General features: G+C 48.3%; 19 protein-coding genes. 6 read left to right on the forward strand and 13 right to left on the reverse strand.

What is annotated here, in order from left to right:
* Positions 1-128 precede the first annotated feature (128 nt).
* From VIM87_RS05740 to VIM87_RS05760, 5 genes are all read right to left on the reverse strand, one after another.
* The gene (locus tag VIM87_RS05740; protein WP_331996055.1) at positions 129-1,757 is read right to left on the reverse strand and encodes a L,D-transpeptidase family protein; all 1,629 of its coding nucleotides are present in this window, start codon (positions 1,755-1,757) and stop codon (positions 129-131) included.
* 301 nt (positions 1,758-2,058) lie between these two features.
* Complete coding sequence (locus tag VIM87_RS05745; RefSeq protein WP_331996056.1) at positions 2,059-2,631, reverse strand: AraC family transcriptional regulator; 573 nt, start codon at positions 2,629-2,631, stop codon at positions 2,059-2,061.
* Between the two features lie 32 nt (positions 2,632-2,663).
* On the reverse strand, positions 2,664-2,882 hold the full coding sequence (locus VIM87_RS05750) for a hypothetical protein (RefSeq protein ID WP_331996057.1): 219 nt from the start codon (positions 2,880-2,882) through the stop codon (positions 2,664-2,666).
* A gap of 145 nt (positions 2,883-3,027) precedes the next feature.
* On the reverse strand, positions 3,028-5,016 hold the full coding sequence (locus VIM87_RS05755) for a putative porin (RefSeq protein ID WP_331996058.1): 1,989 nt from the start codon (positions 5,014-5,016) through the stop codon (positions 3,028-3,030).
* A gap of 31 nt (positions 5,017-5,047) precedes the next feature.
* Complete coding sequence (locus VIM87_RS05760; RefSeq protein WP_331996059.1) at positions 5,048-5,869, reverse strand: purine-nucleoside phosphorylase; 822 nt, start codon at positions 5,867-5,869, stop codon at positions 5,048-5,050.
* A gap of 180 nt (positions 5,870-6,049) precedes the next feature.
* Here VIM87_RS05760 and sucC point away from each other — a divergent pair, with 180 nt between their 5' ends.
* Positions 6,050-7,264: an ADP-forming succinate--CoA ligase subunit beta gene (gene sucC, locus VIM87_RS05765; RefSeq protein ID WP_331996060.1), complete on the forward strand. Its 1,215-nt coding sequence runs from the start codon at positions 6,050-6,052 to the stop codon at positions 7,262-7,264.
* A 370-nt stretch (positions 7,265-7,634) separates the two neighbouring features.
* Positions 7,635-8,657, forward strand: a complete 1,023-nt coding sequence (locus VIM87_RS05770; RefSeq protein ID WP_331996061.1) for a DUF4407 domain-containing protein — start codon at positions 7,635-7,637, stop codon at positions 8,655-8,657.
* On the opposite strand, the gene VIM87_RS05775 is transcribed toward VIM87_RS05770, so the two are convergent.
* Positions 8,643-9,779, reverse strand: coding sequence for a serine hydrolase domain-containing protein (locus VIM87_RS05775; RefSeq protein ID WP_331996062.1), 1,137 nt, complete (start codon positions 9,777-9,779; stop codon positions 8,643-8,645). The two genes, VIM87_RS05770 and VIM87_RS05775, sit on opposite strands and share 15 nt — an antisense overlap.
* A gap of 106 nt (positions 9,780-9,885) precedes the next feature.
* A complete protein-coding gene (locus VIM87_RS05780) occupies positions 9,886-10,710 on the reverse strand; it encodes a LytR/AlgR family response regulator transcription factor (RefSeq protein ID WP_331996063.1) in 825 nt (274 codons plus the stop codon).
* 346 nt (positions 10,711-11,056) lie between these two features.
* Here VIM87_RS05780 and VIM87_RS05785 point away from each other — a divergent pair, with 346 nt between their 5' ends.
* Both VIM87_RS05785 and VIM87_RS05790 read left to right on the forward strand, forming a co-directional pair.
* Positions 11,057-11,479 (forward strand): hypothetical protein, encoded by a 423-nt coding sequence (locus tag VIM87_RS05785; RefSeq protein WP_331996064.1) that lies wholly within the window; start codon positions 11,057-11,059, stop codon positions 11,477-11,479.
* On the forward strand, positions 11,472-11,762 hold the full coding sequence (locus tag VIM87_RS05790; protein WP_331996065.1) for a helix-turn-helix transcriptional regulator: 291 nt from the start codon (positions 11,472-11,474) through the stop codon (positions 11,760-11,762). The genes VIM87_RS05785 and VIM87_RS05790 overlap by 8 nt, the downstream gene beginning before the upstream one ends.
* 29 nt (positions 11,763-11,791) lie before the next feature.
* On the opposite strand, the gene VIM87_RS05795 is transcribed toward VIM87_RS05790, so the two are convergent.
* The 5 genes from VIM87_RS05795 to VIM87_RS05810 form a co-directional block, all read right to left on the reverse strand.
* On the reverse strand, positions 11,792-12,409 hold the full coding sequence (locus tag VIM87_RS05795; RefSeq protein ID WP_331996066.1) for a SprT-like domain-containing protein: 618 nt from the start codon (positions 12,407-12,409) through the stop codon (positions 11,792-11,794).
* Positions 12,410-12,416: 7 nt separating this feature from the next.
* A complete protein-coding gene (locus VIM87_RS05800; RefSeq protein WP_331996067.1) occupies positions 12,417-12,803 on the reverse strand; it encodes a hypothetical protein in 387 nt (128 codons plus the stop codon).
* Positions 12,796-13,038 carry an AtpZ/AtpI family protein gene (locus tag VIM87_RS31395; RefSeq protein ID WP_414649597.1) on the reverse strand — a complete coding sequence of 81 codons (243 nt, stop codon included), beginning with the start codon at positions 13,036-13,038 and terminating at the stop codon, positions 12,796-12,798. The genes VIM87_RS05800 and VIM87_RS31395 overlap by 8 nt, the downstream gene beginning before the upstream one ends.
* Positions 12,989-13,444, reverse strand: a complete 456-nt coding sequence (locus VIM87_RS05805) for a polymer-forming cytoskeletal protein (RefSeq protein ID WP_331996068.1) — start codon at positions 13,442-13,444, stop codon at positions 12,989-12,991. Before VIM87_RS05805 ends, VIM87_RS31395 begins: the two co-directional genes overlap by 50 nt.
* Positions 13,445-13,515: 71 nt before the next feature.
* Positions 13,516-13,914 (reverse strand): hypothetical protein, encoded by a 399-nt coding sequence (locus tag VIM87_RS05810; protein ID WP_089921168.1) that lies wholly within the window; start codon positions 13,912-13,914, stop codon positions 13,516-13,518.
* 166 nt (positions 13,915-14,080) lie between these two features.
* Between VIM87_RS05810 and VIM87_RS05815 the strand changes: the two genes are divergently transcribed.
* Both VIM87_RS05815 and VIM87_RS05820 read left to right on the forward strand, forming a co-directional pair.
* Positions 14,081-17,203, forward strand: coding sequence for a tetratricopeptide repeat protein (locus VIM87_RS05815; RefSeq protein ID WP_331996069.1), 3,123 nt, complete (start codon positions 14,081-14,083; stop codon positions 17,201-17,203).
* Positions 17,204-17,426: 223 nt separating this feature from the next.
* Positions 17,427-19,817 carry a penicillin-binding protein 1A gene (locus tag VIM87_RS05820; protein WP_331996070.1) on the forward strand — a complete coding sequence of 797 codons (2,391 nt, stop codon included), beginning with the start codon at positions 17,427-17,429 and terminating at the stop codon, positions 19,815-19,817.
* Positions 19,818-20,024: 207 nt separating this feature from the next.
* Here VIM87_RS05820 and VIM87_RS05825 read toward each other — a convergent pair.
* The coding region (locus VIM87_RS05825; RefSeq protein ID WP_331996071.1) for an integrase core domain-containing protein at positions 20,025-20,409 on the reverse strand (385 nt) is incomplete at its 5' end.

A 20,409-nucleotide genomic window follows, 5' to 3' on the forward strand; every position in this document is an offset into this window, starting at 1 on the left:
CTACCTGTATACAGAAGAGTTCCTGGAAGAGCTGAACACTGCTCTGAAAGCTAAACTGAAGAAATAATTGAACGCATTGGTTCAACACTATAAAATGTCCTGTACCGCAAGGTGCAGGACATTTGTTTTTAATACCCTATCTTCTTCCTCAGCACCTTATCCTCTCCATAAATATCATCGTAAAAAAGCAGGTGATCATCCTGCACGCCGGCGGTAAAATAGCGGATGTAAATAGGTATGCGGCTAACAGGGATCTGTTTCTTTTCCTGCATGGCCAGCCAGGTACGTACACTATCCCGCAGGGTATTCTTATAAGAAGTATCGTCTTTTATCAGGTACATTGCCAGGCTATCCCACTGCTGCACGCGTACACAGCCATGGCTTAACGCACGGAAGGAATTGCGGAACAGGCCGCGGTTATTGGTATCATGCAGGTACACGCTGTACTTGTTCATGAAATTAAATTTCATGATGCCCAGTGAATTATCCTCCCCATCCATCTGCCGCAATACATACGGGAAATGGCCCCGGTGCAGCTGCATCCAGTCAATAGTGGTAGGGTCTACTGCATTGCCATCCTTATCTATTACTTCCAGGTTCTTGCTGGCCAGGTAATTCACATCTTTTCGTATAGCCGGCAGCATTTCCTTAAACACAATGCTGTAAGGCACGCGCCAGTAAGGGTACATTACAAAGTTGGCCATGCGCGAATTAAGCAAAGGCGTACGGGTTTTAGGCGTACCCACTATTACCCGTGATTGCAGGGCTACCGCCCCGCTATCCATTACCTGCAGCTCAAAGGCCGGCACATTCACCATGATATAACGTTTGGGCAGGGTATCCGGCAGCTTGCGCCAGCGGTCCAGGTTCAGGGCCACCTGCACTTCCCAGTCGTGGAGGGAGCGGTTCAGCATTTCGCGCGTTTTTTTACCTGCTACCCCATCCGGGTATAAATTAAATGCCTTTTGAAATGCTTTAATACCATCTTTCAATAAGGAAGTATCGCCCGGGTGGCCGGTGGTATCAACAAAACCGCCCTGCACCAGCCGGTTTAGCAGCAGCTGTTTAAAGGCAAGGGTATCTGTATAGTTCTCCGGTATAGCGTTCCAGTGTTTGCTGCCATAGGTTTTGCGGAAGTTAAGCAGGCCCTTTTTCAGCGCTACATACCCTTCGTGCGAAGGTTCCAGGCTGCCTAATACGGCTGCAATATTTTTCTGCTGTAATGCATTTTGTAAGAGTGTGGTCAGCACTGTATCTGAAAAGGTAGAATCTTTGCGCAGGGTAATGCTGTCGCGCGGCGCCACACCAAAGTGCAGGTGGGTGGCCATTTTCATAAAAGCGTCCGATAACATAACATCCATCTTTGCCCACTGCGCTGCATCTTTCTTTGATTCTTCACCGTTCTTAAATGTTTGCATAATGCCGGTAAGCTGCGCTGCATGGTATTGAGATGGCAGCAAGCCCTCGTCCATAGCATGTTGCACCAGGTACAACATAGCATCTGCATTAGCGCTGGCCACCCCGCTGTCTGACCATTGCGGGGCATTCTGATGTTGCTGGTAAAAGTATTGAAGGGCGGTGGTCATACCCGGCACGCTATCCTCCATTAGCCCCTTGTTCTCCGCCATATAGTCAAGGCGGTCTGCAATATTCAGGGTTATAGCTTCGTGCAGCTCTTTAAGATCCCGAACGATCACACGTTCTTTCGGGGCTTTGTGGCGGCACGCTGCCAGTAAACAAACAGTTACAGCTAACAAGTAAAATAAACGATTATTACCTCTCATTGGGAAAACAGGCTCTCTTGTGATATTTTAAAATTAAAGATTTGCAAATACTGTGCTGGGATTTTCCAGGGAGCGTGCAAAATTGGGGGGTGAAATACGTAAATTATCCGGTGAAAGACAAGGAAAAAACTGGCCCTCTGATAAAAGCAGCAGTTAGGAAGTGCAAAATAAGGCTAAGCCCCTGCCCCTGTTTTACTTACAGCAATTCTTCTTCACAAAAAGCGACTGCACAAAACGTAATATACTGATAATGGTGTGTTTCATATTATTCCTGTTAAATAGCATCCAGCGGGCGGCGCTTCTGCTCTTTTAATTGTTTGAACTGGCTGGGGGTAAGCCCGGTTACTTTTTTAAACTGCCCCGAAAGGTGCGCTACACTGCTATAACCCATTTGCCCGGCTATTTCGCTCAGGTTCAGCTCATCATACATCAGCAGCTCTTTTACCCTTTCTATCTTCTGCTGAATAATATATTGCTCAATAGTGATCTGCTCAATTTCTGAGAACAGGCTGCTGAGGTAATGATAATCTTTATGTAAACGGGCAGAGAGTAAGGTGGAGAAATTTTCTCTTAATTCAAACAGCGGGGAATGATGGATGGTTGTAATAAGAATGTTCTTAATGGCTTCTACCAGCTGCTGCTTTTTATCATCTACCAGGGGCAGGCCTTCCTGCGCTAAAGCAGCAGTAATCGATTGCAGCTGGGCAGCATCCGGCGCGGCGGCTAATACCGCTTTACCCAGCTGTACCTCCTGCACTGGCAACCCCTCTTTTTCCAGTATGGTATGCACCACCTTCACACAGCGGGGGCATACCATATTCTTAATGTGTAATTCAAAAGTTTGCATGGCAGGTACAAAGGTAGCACATATTTGCTGTGCTACCTGAGCTCTGTTTCCTGAATGCGGTCGGCCAGATCCAGTAAAAGCGCCATGTTGGCGTTGTAACCGCCGGTTACTTCCGGGCGAAGGTAACCATCCATATCCGGTTCATAAATAACATCGAAGCCATTTACATTTACTTTGTAGCGATGAGCATGGCCATTCAGGGGAAGTACGTCGTACCGGTTTGCATTGTGTTTAATTGTAAATGCCTTCATATGATAAAATTTTGTTTATAACCACTATCAACAAAATCTTAACAAAAGTTAAGCCAACGGTTGGTAATGGGGTTGGTTTTAGTTTGGGATCCTTAGACATCATGAATATACGAAGAAAAGGGTATATCAGAAGATCGCCCGCACATTAATTTACAAACCACCACCGCAGCCCTACGCGGATCCCGAAATTATTATACGGGTACATAGGCGCTGAAAAATTATTCATCTTCAGGAAGGTATTCAGGTTCTCTGCGCGGATGTAGGCAGAGAGTGATTTAATGCGGAAGTGCAGGAAAGCGGTCAGGTCCGGAAGATAGTACCGCACCTTTTGTGTATTCTGATACACAAACTGGCCGGGCACCGGCGAGTAATCATCCGCATAATATTCTGTGTTATAACGGGCTTCAATACCGGTCATCAGGTTCAGGTTACTGAAAATGCGGTTCTCGTATGCAATGCGGTGGCGCGTCCAGATGGAGGGCACATTCAGGGGGCCATTGCCATGCACCTGCTGAAAAGCAAAATCCATATACCAGTTCCAGTGCTTATACCGGAAATGTTTGCTCAGCACTACCTGCAGCAGGTTAAACAACCCGCTGGACTGGGCGCTTTGCATATAGCTGTCGAAATAAGTGTAGTTGGTGAAAATAAAATAGTTCACCGCCAGGTTATACTTCAGCTGTTTATTATCGGCTGCAAACTGCAGCTGGGTGATGTTTTCCTTACCCAGGCCGCCATTGTACCAGCTATCCCGGCTATAGCTGAAGAATTTGTATACATAGGAAGGCTCCCGGTTCACATTGCGGAACAGCAGGCTTACATTGCCCAGTGTTTTGTTCAGGTAGCGGCTTAGCATACCGCTTACGCTGTAATCACCCACATTGCGGCCCAGCGCATACAGCTCGCCTTTGGCAGAAAAATCCCACAGGTCGTTCTTCGTTTTATTGCGGTACTCCCCGTGCAGGGCCAGGTTATTGAAGCTCTGTTTCACATCATCCAGGAAATTGCCGGTAGTATGGTCAAAGCGGGCGCCCAGGTTTATAAAGTGCGCCAGATTGCCCCGTACCGGGAACTGTACCAGCGACAGGTCATTGGAAAGGGTGCGCCACTGCTGCCGTGCAGTAATAGTATCGCCTTGCCGGAAAGCTATCCCATAATGCTGCGTGTAATAAGTATCACTCGGATCATTATCAGTATACATAAAAGTATTGCCCTGTGTTTTAAAGGTATACTGCACCCGGAACACGGGATCAAATTTGTAATACTGCGTAGTGTCGTTCACGTGTATGGTATCCCCCTTGCCCCAGTCGTACTGCTGCTGTATCAACAGGCCTGACTGGCGGTAAGATGATTTTACCGCAATGGAGGTACCGAAGAAGGAATAGGCGGGAATATCCTGGTTGCCCAGGTTTACGTTAATAGTTTTTCTTGATTTATACTTGCTGAGGTCCAGGGTATCGGCAGCAGTACCGGCCTGGCCAAAGATGCCGCCATTCTCTCCCCCATTGATCTTGTTATAATAATAGCTCACGTTTACATGGTACCGCTTGTTCTGGCTGTTGTAATTGGCGGTTACACGGTAGCTATCGTGGTTCGTGTTCTGCGTACGGAAATAACCGGGCGAGTTGATCTTGCGGTAGTCGAATGCAAAATTAAAGTTCTCATTCCGGTTCTGTGTGTGAGATACGCCTATGATCTGCTCCTGCTGGGCCCCTACCAGGTATTGCAGCTCAGAGTAAGGGCGGGTGGTATTATAAAAGCGGGCATTTTCGTGTGTGTACTGATACACATCGTAGGCATGAAAACCTTCATCAAAACCAGCCTGCATGCGGGGCGTGTAAATAAGGTTGCGGGCGGCATTCCCGTTATTGCCCAGGGTCATGTAGCTGGCGGGTATCTGCAGGTAGTTGGCGTTAAAGTCTATTACAGATGAATCCAGGCGCCTGTCCACGGGGTCGTTCAGGAAATGGTATTTAATGGTAATGGTATCCGGCCCCAGGTTACGCTGGGAGGTATCCCGCTGCATGGTGCCGCCGCCGGAGCCGTAGTTACCAAAACTGCCGGTGTTAAATTGGGCCATTACTCCACTTACGCTTACTATCAGCAATGCCAGTATGATGAAAAAATGCCTCATTCCAATAATAATATTGTGGAGCTATATGTGTCTAAAGTGATTGTATTAATTCCCTGAAGATACGCGTTAATTTGGGCGCCGCTTCAGCAGCGGCCTGCAGCACCTCTTCATGGGTGATCACATTATCCTCTTCCCGTATACCCAGGTCCGTGATCACGCTCATGGCAAATACCTTCAATCCTGCATGAACGGCTACTATCACTTCCGGTACGGTGCTCATACCCACGGCATCGCCACCAATAATGTGCATGAACTTATACTCGGCCCTGGTTTCAAAAGTAGGGCCCTGCACGCCTACATATACGCCGGTGTGTACCGGTATATTGTTGGCGGCGGCAATTTCCTTTGCTTTGCTGATGAGGGTTTTTGCATAGGGTTCGCTCATATCCGGGAACCGGGGACCCAGGGTATCCAGGTTACGCCCGCGCAGCGGATGTTCCGGCTGCAGATTAATATGGTCGCGGATGATCATGAGATCACCTACCTTAAAAGCGGTATTCATACCACCGGCAGCATTGGAAACCAGCAGGGTTTGCACGCCCAGCGCCTGCATTACCCTTACCGGGAAAGTAACCTGCTGCATGGAAAACCCTTCATAATAATGGAAGCGGCCGGCCATAGCCACTACCGGGCGGCCCTGCATATTGCCCAGTATTAACCGGCCCCGGTGCCCTTCTACCGTAGATTCGGGAAAATGGGGAATATCAGCATAAGGGATCTCTATACGGTCGGTAATATCTTCAACCAGCCCGCCCAGGCCACTGCCCAGGATAATACCTGCCAGCGGAGGGGTGGCGGAAAAGCCCTGTATATACTGTTTAGCAGCCGCTATTTGTTGTAATAGGTCACTCATTTACGGTAAGTTGTTAGTAACGAACGTTTAAGGCTTAGCCGGCAGCGGAAAAACACTTTCTGCTGCCAACCGGTCAGAACGGGTTACTTTTCTTGCGCGCAAAGTTATTTTTAAATTCACAAACGCGGTGGTTTTATATTTAAATCATAATGCCCTATTTTAGCGCCAAATTTTTGACTGATGAATTTACATGAATACCAGGCTAAAGAACTGTTGAAGAAATATAATGTACCGGTCCAGGAGGGTATTCCGGTAGATACGCCAGAGGCAGCCGCTGAAGCATACAAGCAGCTGAAAGTGCAATTTGGGAATGAGTTTGCGGTTGTAAAAGCGCAGATCCATGCCGGCGGACGCGGTAAAGGAAAGATCCGCGGTACAGAGCAGAACGGTGTTAAAGTGGGTAAAAATTCAGAAGACATAAAGACCATTGCCGGTAATATACTGGGCGGCGTACTGGTAACCATACAAACAGGTCCTGCCGGTAAGCTGGTGAATAAGGTGCTGGTGGCGCAGGATGTTTATTATCCAGGCCCCAACCCTGTTAAGGAGCTGTACCTGTCCATACTGCTGGACCGCGCTACAGGCCAGAACGTGATCATCTACTCCACCGAAGGGGGTATGGATATAGAAGAAGTGGCGCACAAAACGCCTGATAAGATATTTAAGGAGTGGGTATTCCCCGGCGGCCCGCTGCAACCTTTCCAGGCCCGCAAAATTGCTTTTAACTTCGGTTTAAGCGGCGAGGCCTTCAAGAACATGGTGAAATTTGTGACCAGCCTGTATAACGCATATGTAGGTTTGGACGCCAGCCAGGTGGAAATTAACCCCCTGTTTAAAACCAGCGATGAAAAGATCATTGCAGTGGATTGTAAAATGATCCTGGACGATAACGCCCTTATGCGCCATCCTGAGCTGGAAGGGCTGCGCGATATCACCGAAGAAGACCCGACCGAAGTAGAAGCCAGCAAATTCAACCTGAACTTTGTAAAGCTGGACGGTAACGTAGGCTGTATGGTGAATGGCGCCGGCCTGGCCATGGCAACCATGGATATGATCAAATTAAGCGGTGGCGAGCCCGCCAACTTCCTGGACGTAGGCGGTACTGCCAATGCCCAGACAGTGGAAGCCGGTTTCCGCATTATCCTGAAAGATCCTAAGGTAAAGGCTATCCTGATCAATATCTTTGGCGGTATTGTTCGCTGCGACCGTGTGGCACAGGGTGTAATTGATGCTTACCAGTCAATTGGTAACATTACCGTACCCATTATTGTGCGCCTGCAGGGTACCAACGCAGAAGAAGCTAAAAAGCTGATAGAAGAAAGCGGTTTGAAAGTACAATCTGCTATTTTGTTGAGCGAAGCTGCTGCACTGGTAAATAAAGCCGTTAGTGCGTAAGATATAATTACGAATTATTTAATTACGAATTACGAATGGATCAGAGCGATTTGACCGGTTTGTAATTCGTAATTTTTTTATGGCCAGGTTTTTATTTTCCCTTCCACACAATCCCCATCTCAATCCCTCATTACCTTAATACCGCTATTATTTCCACCAGGTAAAACTCCATTCAGCGAAGGACATGTTCCATCCGAAATACCAATTCATAACTAACCTCTCCCCTTTTTCCGGACTACTAATACCCCGCACCACCCAATTCGTAATTAAATAATTCGTAATTAATTTCCCTACCTTCGCAGTCCATCCTTTTATATACCCTGCCTATCCGCAGGGAGGCGGACTTTTGCACCTTTTTAAAGTCTGAGTAATGCAACGTTTAAGAGCTTTCTTTTTATTCTGCGCAGGAGCGCATGTGCCTATGTTAAAACGGGCGCCGGTTGAAACCAATAAATACGCCGGTATCGGGGGCACCATCTTTTTCACCGGTGTGCTGGCCGCTATTTCTGCCGGGTATGCTTTATGGACCGTTTTCAATGAGCTGTGGGCCACGCTGTTATTTGGCCTGCTGTGGGGCCTCATGATCTTTAACCTGGACCGCTACATTGTGGCCAGCATGAAAAAGCGTGATAATTTCTGGCTGGAGTTCCGCATGGCCCTGCCCCGGCTGGTGCTGGCCATATTAATAGCCGTGGTGATCTCCAAACCACTGGAGCTGAAAATATTTGATAAAGAGATCCAGGCAGAGCTGATCACCATGGAACAGCAGGTGTTCAAAACCCAGGAAGACCAGGTGCAGGTACGCTACCAGGCCCGCATTAATGAGCTAAAGGCCAACATTGCGCTGCTGAATGCAGAGATCAGCCGGCAGGCCGCCCGCAGGGATACCCTGGCATTACTGGCGCAGCAGGAGGCCGACGGCACCGGCGGCTCCCGCATCCGCAACCTGGGCCCCATTTACAAGGCCAAGAAAGCAGATGCAGATACCGCCGCCGCACAGCTGCAGGCCATTACCATCCGTAACCAGCAACGCATTAACGAATACCGGCAGCAGCTGCAATCCGTAGATAGCGCCATGAAAGCCAGCATACCGCTCCGCAGCCGGCTGGACGGGCTGGCCTCCCGGCTGGATGCCCTTGGCCGTCTTACCGCCCGCAGCACACCTATACGCTGGGCCAACTGGTTTATTATGCTGCTGTTCATAGCCATAGAATGTGCGCCGGTATTTGTAAAGCTCATCTCGCCCCGCGGCCCGTATGATGATCTGCTGCAGGAACATGAGCATGCATTTGAGATCCACCGCAAACAAAAAATGGAATTACGGCAATTGGCCTACGAAAAGCGTATGGAGCAGGAAAAGGGATTACCCGAAGAAGGTTCACTGGCCCATTAATAAAGTGGCCAGCACTTCATTCTTCAGCGCATCTGCTTTTTCAGGCAGTTTGCCGGCTACCAATACGCCCAGGTTACAGCCCAGGAACAGGTAAGTTTTTTTGGAAGGCACATACAGCAGTATACAACCGGCGCCAATACCGCCGCCGCCATGGCCGTACCCTGTTAACCCTTCCAGGGAGTAATAGGCCAGGCCTAAACCATAGCGGTGCTGGCCTTTGCTGTCATCCACCCAATGCTGCATCAGGGCTAAAGTAGTATCGTGTAAAAGTTTTCCCTCCATTAAGGCCTTCAAAAAATGTACGGCATCGGTGGGGGTGCATACAATACCATCATCCCCCTTGGTAGCAGCTACGCTTGTACGCTGTAATTCCGTAATGTTGGCAGGGCGGCCGCAATCCAGCGCATCCCAGTAGCAATCCGGCAGGTTGGCATAATGCAGGTAACCCGGTTCGTGATGATAGTAGGTTTGCTGCAGCTGCAACGGGCGAAAGATCTTTTCACTCATATATTTTGCATGGTCGCCGGTAATGGCATCCACTATCATGGCCAGCAGCAAAAAATTGGTGTTGGTGTACAGGTATTTGCTGCCCGCTGCAAACTGCATAGGCTCCCCTTCCAGGAAAGTAATAGCTTTTTCTATCGGGAAAATGCTGGTGGGATGCAGCAATTCCCAGGATATGTATCTGGGGTGGGTCTGGTATTCGGGTACCCCGGAAGTATGGCTAAGCAGCATACGTACGGTTACCTTTTCCGCTCCCGGAATATAACGGCTGTACTGCCGTGGCAAATACCGGGTAATGGGCGCATCCAGCTGAATACGTTTTTCTTCATACAGCTTTAGAATAACCACGGCCATATAGGTTTTGGAAACGCTTTGAATGTATTGCAGGTGGCGGGTGTTCATGGGCGTTTTAGTTTCCGTTTTGGCATAACCGGCAGCGCCGGCCCACCAGCCTTCCGCCTCAGTATACACGGCTAATGAAACACCGGGTATGCCGGCCGCTGTGTAACGGTTCATAATAGCCTGCAAGGAATCTGCTTTGGAGAAATGTTTCGTTTGCGCAGGTGCATTATTCAGGGTGGCAAACAGGTAAATGAGGATACAAAAAGTTTGTTTCATGCGGTTGTTTTTGTTTGCAAAGTACCGGTGGGGTGTAATTGCAAACAAGCCCTGGCAGCCACTTTCCCGCCGAAGTGTAGCAGTTTTCCCGTTGAAATGATGGTCTTTAACCGCCCGGTTGCAGCCAGGCTTTAAAAGCAGGGGCCTTGGTACGGCTTACGGGTATGCTGCCCGGCAAATGATCGGAAGGCAATACCAATACATTGATCTTACTATTCTCCGCCCGCTCAAAACCGGTGATCATATGCCGGTGTAAAATGTACTGCCGGTTCAGGCGGAAGAACAGCTCCGGCGGCAATAGCTTTTCTACTTTATCCAGGGATTGATCCAGCAGGTATTTTTTACGCTGCGTGGTAACCAGCACGGCGTACTCTCCTTCCACATACACACCCGCTATATCTGCAAAAGCTACCTGCAGGTGCTGTTTGCCCTGTTTTACGGGGATGCCCTCCTGCCGCAATTTCTTTTCCGCTGCCCGCAATTGTTCGGATTGATGCAAACGGTAATAATAATACCAGCCAACATAAATAGCATTCAGCACAAAGAACCAGATGAGGAAAATAAAAACATCGAACGTATAAAAGCTGATCACCACCGGCGTATCCTTCGCTATCCAGTTACTTAGCTCTGTGCTGAGGATAATAACCGCCTGCCCTGCCAGGGTGGTAAGTATGAACTGTATCACTATTCTGCGCAACGGGCCGCCTTCATAGGGCAGCTTACGGTCCAGCCATATAATAATGGATCGCAGGGCCCACCAGGCAGCATAACCTTCTACCGTATCCAGGGTATAGGTGAGGGCCGTGTGCCAGCTAAGCCTGATATGTGTGTAAGTGAGGTAATAATTCAGTGCGCTGATGCAGGGAATGAATAACAGGAAGAAAATAACATCCGGGTAAGGTATGGGGCGTGTATTTCCGGGGGCAGGCATGTTGCAAAATAAAACAATTTGTGCCTATCCTGCCAGCTCCACTTCATACTTAAAAAGCTGGAAGGAAAGCAGCAAATAATTAGTTCTGCGGCGGCTTTTATGCATGATTCACTTAACTTAGCTGTTAAGGGTGCTTTTAACCCATCTCCGGAAGCACCCATTATAACTTTCCTAAATACACTGCAATTTAATAACGAGCCCTTTCCGTGGCCGGTGATATTGGCCGCGAAGGGAGGGGTGTTTTTAATTTAATTTGTGTAACTTTGAACTTAACTTAAAGGTGAAGTGCTATAAAGGAAGGCTAATTTTACAGCAGGAAATGGAAAAGGTCACTTATTATTCCTTTTTGCAGGAAGGCAGTGACTACACAGAAACGGAAAACTTTATTCAACGCTTTAAAGATCACAAGCTGCATGGCCATGATTTTAATATAATAATGGCCGTTATCAAAGAAATGGGCATAAAAAGGGGTGCAGATCTTGCCTACTTCAGAGGTGAAACCTATGGAGAAGCATTGCCTCCACCCTATCAAAGTGGCAGCTTAAGATTGTATTGCGGCAGGTATTCCAGGAATATTGTGATCTTATGTAATGGGGGTATAAAAACATCCCGCCTCGTGCAAACAAGTCCAGACTGCAAACCTCATTTTGATCTGATGAACGCATTAATGAAACAAATAAATGAAAGGGCAGCAGAAAGAATGCTTCGGGAAGTGAATAAAAAGCTGGAAGGAAATTTACATTTTGAAATTGGAGACTGTTATGAGTAAGAATATTTTTGAGCAGGCATTAAACGATATTCCGCAGGACATCCAGGAAGAGGTATCCTGGAACTTTGATATTATAGATCAGATAACCGCTATCCTGAAAAAGAAAGGTATGTCACAAAAAGACCTTGCTGAATTATTAGGTAAAAAAGAATCTGAAATAAGCAAATGGATGCGGGGTACACATAACTTTACCTTATCCACCATCTGGCTGATGCAAAAAACATTGGGAGAAAAAATCATTGATACTCCACGCAACTTAGTTAAAACACAGCAGGAAAAATAACCCATGACAGTAGCAGTTATGAGTGACCCCTATCCTGCCAGCTCCACTTCATACACAGGACTAAACAGGTAAATGCGCCGGGTATCCACCTCCTCACAGCGGTAGCGCTTGCGGATCTTTTCTCCTTTGCGGAAAATGCGGCCGTCTTTGGTTTTAAACAGCTGGTGCAGGGGCAGCTGCTCTACAAAAAAATAATGCTCTTTGCGCCGGTCATAGTTCTTCAGCACCCGCATCAAATTTTCATCTGCACAGGAGCTGGCGCCGGGGTTGTGCATACTTTGCCGCACTGCTGCTTCCACATCGGCCGGCAAAAAATCCTTCCCTACAAATTGTTGGAGTATTTTGGAAAACTCCTGCTTCCATTCTTTCCCGTGGGAGGCTACGCGGTTGGCATACAGCTCATACGTAACCAGGTGGGCCAGCTCATGCAGCAGGGTAATAAGAAAAGCGTATTTATTCAGGTTGCCGTTTACGCTGATGCGGTGCCCGCCCCGGCTATCGGGGTGGCGGTAATCGCCCAGCAGGCTTTTGCGTTCGCGGGTAACGGTTAAATGCACCCTATGCGCAGTAATGTAGGCCATTACCGGCTCAAAGGTACCTTCCGGCAGGTATGCAGCTAATGCATGTAAGGGCGCCTCCTGCTTCACAACGGGGTCAGGTTTTTCTTTTAAGCAATTGGTACAGGCTCAGTGTTTCAAGCACCGTATATACCAGGTACAGGAACATTAAGGTAAAAATAGTAGCCCGGCTTACATCCGGCTTTTTTACCAGCACATATACGGTAATGCCTATCATGCACAGGAACAGCTTACTGATGGTAGAAGCATATACCATACGCACAAAAACCTGGTTGTTGGCTGCCCCTAACCCCTTACGGGCCATCACATAGGAAACCCAGGTGATGGCAGCCAGCACCCCATTCCCCGCCAGCAGCACCGTATAGTGCATACCAGCGCTCAATAGCTGAGACTTTAATAAAAAGAAAACGCCATTCAGGATGGAAAAAACTACGATCAGTCGAATTAAAAAACGGTCACTCATTCCGCCGGGTGTCTTTAATAATTTGCCACAAAAGTAGGGTTAAAGCCAGTAAAGAAAAAATGATCATCAGTATAGGAAATGACCACCCGATCCATTGGTCAAGTTTATAACCAACGAATACTGCCAACCCCAATGTGGCCATCATCTGAAAAGCCAGTCCGGCGTACCGTAACAGTACGTTGCGATTACGCTTCTTCTCCGGTTGCGGCTTCTTCTTTAACGAAGGATCTTCCATTGTTTACTTCTCTGCTGCTTGCAGCGGGCGCCTCATCCGGCTCCATGTAACAGCGGCCGTTAAATTTAGCGGTAGGCTCCATTTCAAAATGAGCGGTGTACACATCACCTTTTACCAGTGCATTTGCTTTCAGGAACAGCAGCTCCTCTACTTTAATAATACCGGTTACACGGCCCAGGATATCTGCGCTCTGGCATACCAGGTCGCCCGTAATTTCACCCTCAGGCCCTACTACGATCTTTGCTTTGGTAGATACCAGGCCGTTCACCTGGCCGTCAATACGAATGTCGCCTTCACAGACAATGTCCCCCTGGATAGATGTTCCACTGCCAATAATGTTCACGTTCGAAGAGGGCAGAATGGATTTGCTTTCGCCTTTAGTGTTGCGGTTGTTGCTGTTAAACATAGGATCTTAGATTTTTTTTAGGAGGTTTTTCAATATATAGGACTGAAGATAAATAAATATTATTAATTAACCTAATAAGTACTGTTATCCACTTTAGGCACTTTAATCATCGTGGTATCCAGCTTACCGGTAAAATCACCGTTTATCACCTGCTTAATATTGTTCAGGTACTGGTCGCGGGCAATGATCGCATTCTCTAACGAATCGGTACGCATTTTTAGTTTAATGAACTCCCTTCTTTGTTTCAGATCTCCATAACCGGGAATGTAATAACGCAGGGGCGTAAATACTACGGTAGCTACTGTAATAGCCACCAGCAATACAAACAGGGTGCTGAGCGCTACATACACACTCATACGGGATAATTTAAAAGAGGTCACCTCATCATAGGTAGCATCATTCATGATCACCAGGCGGTATTTATGATGAATGCGGCCGTCCCTCCCTTTTTTATTGCGCTGTTTACCCATTTTGTTTACTCTCTCTTTACTCCGGATAAAATTAAACAATTAAATCATAAGAAGTGAAAGGTAATATGTAAATCTGAAAGAATACGTGCCGAGAAAAATATTATCCTATCTTTAAAATAAATTTTCACGTAAACAGTTATAGTAGTAGCCTATACACCCGGCATCCATGAATCGCTATCGACCTTTTTTAGTATCCTTCTTTTTCCCCTGCGCTGTTGGTTTGGTGTTATTGATTACGGGTTCCATAGCGGTGAATGCCCAGAGCAGATCGCCCCGCAGCACACAGGATTCTACCAGAATGCCCAATAACAGGCGCTCAGCACCTCCTGTAAGAAAGCCGCCTGTGCCGCATGTACAGGACCGGAGAACGCCTTCCGAAAAGATGGCGGAAAAGAAGTTTACCTGGAACCGCCGGTTCATGCAGAACATGGTAACGCGGTACAACTACTACTTTCACGCAAAAGTTAAGCTGGATGCGGTAGTGAAAAACATTGCCCGCCAGGGATTGGATAATTATAACGACCTGCTCCCCTTTTACCCTTACAGCCTGCAGGACCTGGGCCTCAGCAAAACAGAGCTGGATTCCGTGATCCTGAAATCTTCCGTAGGCATACAGCTGCACGATCCCCGTGGTAAATGGATAGATGATTGTTACCTGCTCATAGGCCGCGCCTACTTTTATAAAAGCGACTGGGAAAATGCCCGCAAAACCTTCCAGTACATGAACCTGGCCTTTGCGCCCAAGAATAAATCCGATTACAATACCGTCATAGGATCTACCCGCAACGATGTTATTTCCATTGCCACCCGGGAAAAACGTAAAGGCCTTTTGGGCCGCTTTAAACACAAAAAGGTGCGGAACGATGCCTTTCTGTGGAATGCCAAAACCCTGCTGGAGGAAAAGGAGTATGATGAGGTACAAAGCCTGCTGAATGTACTGGAAGCCGATCCTAACTTTCCCCACCGCCTTTACGGTGAGCTGGCAGAGGTACGCGCCTACAGCCGTTACAAACAGGGCATGTATGGAGAGGCTATGGCCCCCCTGCGCCTGGCCATTACCGCCTCGCACAACAAGGAAAGCCGCGCCCGCATGTCGTTTATACTGGGCCAGCTCTATGCCCGGCACCAGCAGCCTGATTCCGCCATGGACATGTTCCGCAAAGTGATCAAACAAAAGCCGGATCCCATGATGGACCTGCAGGCCCGCCTGCAGATAGCCCGCCTGAACACCGTGAACGGGGATGCCGGTATAGAACAAAGCCTGGCCGCCCTGCGCACCATGTTAAAGAAAGAACGTTTCATCCCCTACCGGGATGCGATTTATTATACCATGGCTACCCTGGTAGCACCCAAGAGCCCCGAAACCGCCCTGGGTTATTTACAAAAATCCCTGAGCCAGCCTGTTGTAAACCCCGTACAAAGATCTTTGTCGTTTATGTTCGTAGCAGATATTTACTACGTACAGCGCAAATACCAGCTGGCCAAGAACTATTACGACAGCACCGCCAGCGTAATGCCGCCCGACTTTGCCGATGCTGCTGTGGTGAACACCCGTAAAGCCGTATTGGGCGATGTGGCAGAGAAAGTGAACGTAATACACCGGGAAGACAGCCTGCAGCGCATTGCCGCCCTGCCCGAAGCAGAACGCAAAACCCTGCTGGATAAAATGGTGGCCGATATTAAAAAGGCCGCTGAAGCAAAAGCCAAAGCAGAAGCAGCCCAGCAGGAAGCAGATAATAACAGCAATAACCAGAACAGTATGCTGGCCAATAATGCCTTTGGCAATAATACCGGCCGTAATAACCCGGGCGCTGCCAATAACCAGGGCAATGACCAGGGCGACTGGTATTTTTACAACCAGGCCAGCAAATCCTCCGGCTACTCAGAGTTCAGAAGGCGCTGGGGTAACCGCAAGCTGGATGATAACTGGCGCCGCAGCTCCAACACCGCAGCCAACTTTACCAATAATAATAACATAGACGTAGCCGGGGTTAGCACCGATTCGGCCCACATGACCACTGCCGAAAAGCTGAAAGCCTTACCGGCAGATAGTGTGAACAGCAGCCTGCTGCTGGCCGACCTGCCGCTAACGCCCGAGAAGATGGATTCCTCCAGGTCACTGCAAATGAATGCCTGGTTTGACCTTGGCAAACTTTACCACGATAAGCTGGACGCCACAGAGCTGGCCATTGAAACGTACGACAGCCTGCTGCTTAAATACCCCGACCATCCCAAGAAACCGGAGGTTATTTACTCCCTGTACGTATGGCATAACAGCCTGAAAGGCCATGAAGCGCTGGCCGCTAAGTACAAGGATATGATGCTGACCCAGTATGGTAACACCAACTTTGCCAATATTATTAAATACGGCGCACTGAAAGATGTGGATGCCGATAAAAAGAAAGGCATAGCCATGGCCTATGATTCGGCCTACACCGCTTTCAAAACCGGCCGGTACGACCTGGCCCTGGAAAGAAAACGCCAGGCCGATACCGCTTACGGCTTTAACTACCTGCAGCCCAAGTTTGACCTGCTGGAAGCCATGATCATTATAAAAACAGATACCACCGATGCAGCCACCGACAGCCTGTTCCTGGGTAAAAAGGCCGTACAGGCAGTACTGGCCAAATACCCCGGCGACAGTGCCGTACAGCAGCAGGCACAGGCCCTGCTGGATGCGCTGAACCATAAGAAGGACCTGGTAGCTTACCTGGCCCAGCTGCAGATCCAGAAACGGGAAGCCGGCGCCATGGTAGATGAAGATGTTTCCATCCGCTACCCCTGGCAAACACCCAAACCCAACTTTACAGATTCTGTAGGCTTAAAGACCAACCAGCCGGTAAACCCAGCTGTGGCTAATAAAGTAACGGTTGCACCACCGCCGCCCATGAAGCCGGTAACGCCGTATAAGCTGGTGAACACACCTGTACCGCATTTCGTAGTGCTCTCTTTCCAGCGGATCAATAAAGCGCTGATAGATGAAGCGCTGGAGAAATTTACCCGTTACAATGCAGCCCGGCACGCAGCAGACCATATTGAGGTAGGCAGCTTTGTGCTAACGCCCAATGAGATCATGCTGGTGTTCCGCCTGTTCCCGGATGAGAACAAAGCGCTGGATTATTTTGACGAGGTACGCACCAAGGCGCCTGTAGATATTATTCCCCGCATACGCCCCACTGATTATAATATGTTCATTATATCCAGGGACAATTTCATATTGCTGAACAGCACCAAAGACCTGCCGGGATACCAGGAGTTTTTTAATAAGAACTATGTTACACAACAATAGGGTAAATTACGAATGGAGGCAGACAGGGGATTATTGTCGGCTTTATCGATTATTATTATTTTGCAATGGTGGGAAATAGGGACGCTGGTTAACTCGTAATTCGTAATTGAATAATTCGTAATTCATTGATTTCCCTAAGGCACTGTTAAATAGCCCATAAATCCTGGCAAATTTTCATAGTTTTGCCTGATTGTTGCACTTAATTTATTTATAATATTATCAGATGAAACGATCCGTAAAAATACTCTGGACCGTGTTACTGGGTCTGTTGGGGGTTTTTGTCTTACTGTTGTTACTGATCAATTTCCGGGTAATAGGCAATATGCCCTCCATGGAGGAGCTGGAAAACCCGCGCGCAGCCTTAGCTTCCGGGGTGATAGCAGAAGACGGGACCATTTTGGGAAAATATTACCAGGTAGACCGTTCCAGCTCTGATTACAACGAGATCTCCAAGAATGTGATCAATGCCCTGATCGCTACAGAAGATGAGCGCTTTTATGACCACTCCGGTATTGATGCCCGCAGCACCATTGCCATTCCCTTTTACCTGATGGTAGGGAAAAAACGTGGTTCCAGCACCATTACCCAGCAGCTGGCCCTGAACCTGCAATCCGATAATGCAGGTAAAAAACGCGCCAGCAACCCGGTAGTACGTGGTTTCCAGAAGCTGCAGGAGTGGCTTATAGCCATTAAGCTGGAGCGCAACTTCACCAAACAGGAGATCATTACCCTGTACCTGAACACCGTAGCCTTTGGCGATAACGTATATGGTATTGAGAATGGCGCCCGCACCTTTTTCAGTAAAGATGCCGGCCACCTTTCCATAGAGGAAGCAGCTACCCTGGTGGGTATGTTAAAAGGTAACACCATCTTTAACCCCCGCCGTAACCCGGCCGCCTCCCTCCTGCGCCGTAATACGGTAATAGACCAGATGGAGAAGAACGGGTACATTACCAAGGCAGAGGCAGAAGCCGCCCAAAGCCGCCCCATTGTACTGCGCTATAATAAAATAGATCATAACAAGGGCCTTGCTCCCTACTTCAGGGAAGTGCTGCGCGATGAGCTGAAGGATTGGTGCCAGGCACATAAAAAAGCCGACGGCTCTGAATACAACCTGTACCGCGACGGCCTTAAAATATACACCACCATCAACCCCCGCATGCAGCTGTATGCAGAGGAGGCGGTGGCCAAGCACCTCGCGGACCTGCAGAAGGTATTTGCTGCCCAAAGCAACATTAAATCCGGCAGCGTGTGGAAGAACTGGCAAAAGTACCTGGACCGCTACGTAAAAGAATCAGACCGTTACCTGGATATGAAAGAGGCTAACGCTACTGACGATGAGATCAAAAAGGCGTTTAACACCCCCACCAAAATGAAGGTGTTTGCCTGGAGAAGCTCCTCTGAGCCAGACCTGAATGAGATTGATACGGTGATGACGCCCATGGACTCCATCCGTTATATGCGCGCCATACTGCAGGCGGGCTTTATGGCCATGGATCCTGAAAGCGGTGAGGTAAAAGCCTGGGTAGGCGGACCGGATTTCCGTTATTTCAAGAACGATCACGTATCCAAAACCCGCCGCCAGGTAGGTTCTACCTTTAAGCCCTTTCTGTATTGCTTTGCCATTATGAATGGCATGTCGCCCAATACCATGCTGCCCAATGAGCCTATTACCATTGGCAACTGGACGCTGACCCGTAACTCGGAAGGAAGCGTAGGCGGGGAAATAACCATGGCCGGCGCGCTGGCCCGTTCCCTGAACCTGGTATCGGCCTACCTGATCAAACAGCTGGGTGCACGGGCATTTGCAGATTTTGCCAAGAACAAAATAGGTTTCACCAGCGATATACCGCCCTACCCTTCCATTGCGCTGGGTACGCCGGAAATATCCCTGTATGAAATGCTGCAGGCCTACACCATGTTCCCGGCCCGCGGCATTATTACCAAACCTATTTATATTACCCGCATAGAAGACCGTAACGGTAACATACTGGAAACCTTTGCCCCGGTAAAACGTGAAGTGATCAGCGAGAACGAAGCCTACACCATGGTAAAGATGATGGAAGGCGTAGTAGGGCCCGGCGGTACCGGTGCACGTATGCGTTTCCGTTATAAGATGGAAGGTGAGATTGCCGGCAAAACCGGTACTACCAATGATAATACCGATGGCTGGTTTATGGGCTATACCCCGCAGCTGCTGGCAGGCGCCTGGGTAGGTTGTGAGAACAACTTCCTGCGTTTTAATACCACTGCTGCCGGCCAGGGCGCCAATACCGGCCTGCCTATATGGGCTTACTTTTTCCAGAAGGTGTATGCAGATAAAACGCTGAAAATAGATCCCAAGGCACAGTTCTCCATGCCGCCCACTTTGAATAATGATATTTACCTGAACTACGATTCCAACGTAAAACCAGGTGCAGAAGCGGAGGATGTAGGTTCCGGCAGCGCCAGCGATTATATTGATGTAAGCCAGTACGGCGAAGAACCTGCCCCGGCTGAAAAAGATAAGAAGGAAACAGAAAAAGAAAAGGAACAACAGAAAGAAAAGGATAAAGAAAAAGAAGGGCAGCCCAAAGCAACCTATCCGCCCCCGCCGCCTAAGAAAGATAACTGATCATTCACCCAATATTCACAAAGGGAAGTCGGAAGGCTTCCCTTTTTTTTGTGTGCTTTTATGTGTGCCACACCTCAAAGGTGTGGCACACTTGTCCACTTTATGCCCGCCATTTGTCAGATAAGCCGTATATAAGCCATATGTAAGCCATATCTAAGCTATCTATAAGCTATCCCTTATAAGAGACTGTCTTGTCCTGGAATAGGTTTACACCTTGGTTAAATAATCCTGTTTGAAGTTTACAATAGCCGGTGGTAATCCTGATTTGGGTTTACAATCCGGTTTTTCTCTTTTTTTCCATCGGGCTGGTAGCGTCCCATTTTGAGTAGCTGCCTGCTCTGGTGTCAGGTAATTACAGCTGGCATGAGGCCGTTGCTGATTGTAGATCCGGATAGCTGTTGTTACAGCGCCAGCTGCTTCTTCGTAGCTATTAAACTGTCTGGCCAGGTCAAACTCTGATTTCAAAATGCCATTCACCCGTTCTGCTATTGCGTTTTCATAAGGGTCTCCTTTCTCTGTCATACTGATGGCTACTTCCTTGTCATTTAGCAGATCAATATAGTCCTCGCTGCAATATTGCACTCCCCGGTCT

This window comes from Chitinophaga sp., from assembly GCF_036569125.1.
Classification (GTDB): Bacteria; Bacteroidota; Bacteroidia; order Chitinophagales; family Chitinophagaceae; genus Chitinophaga.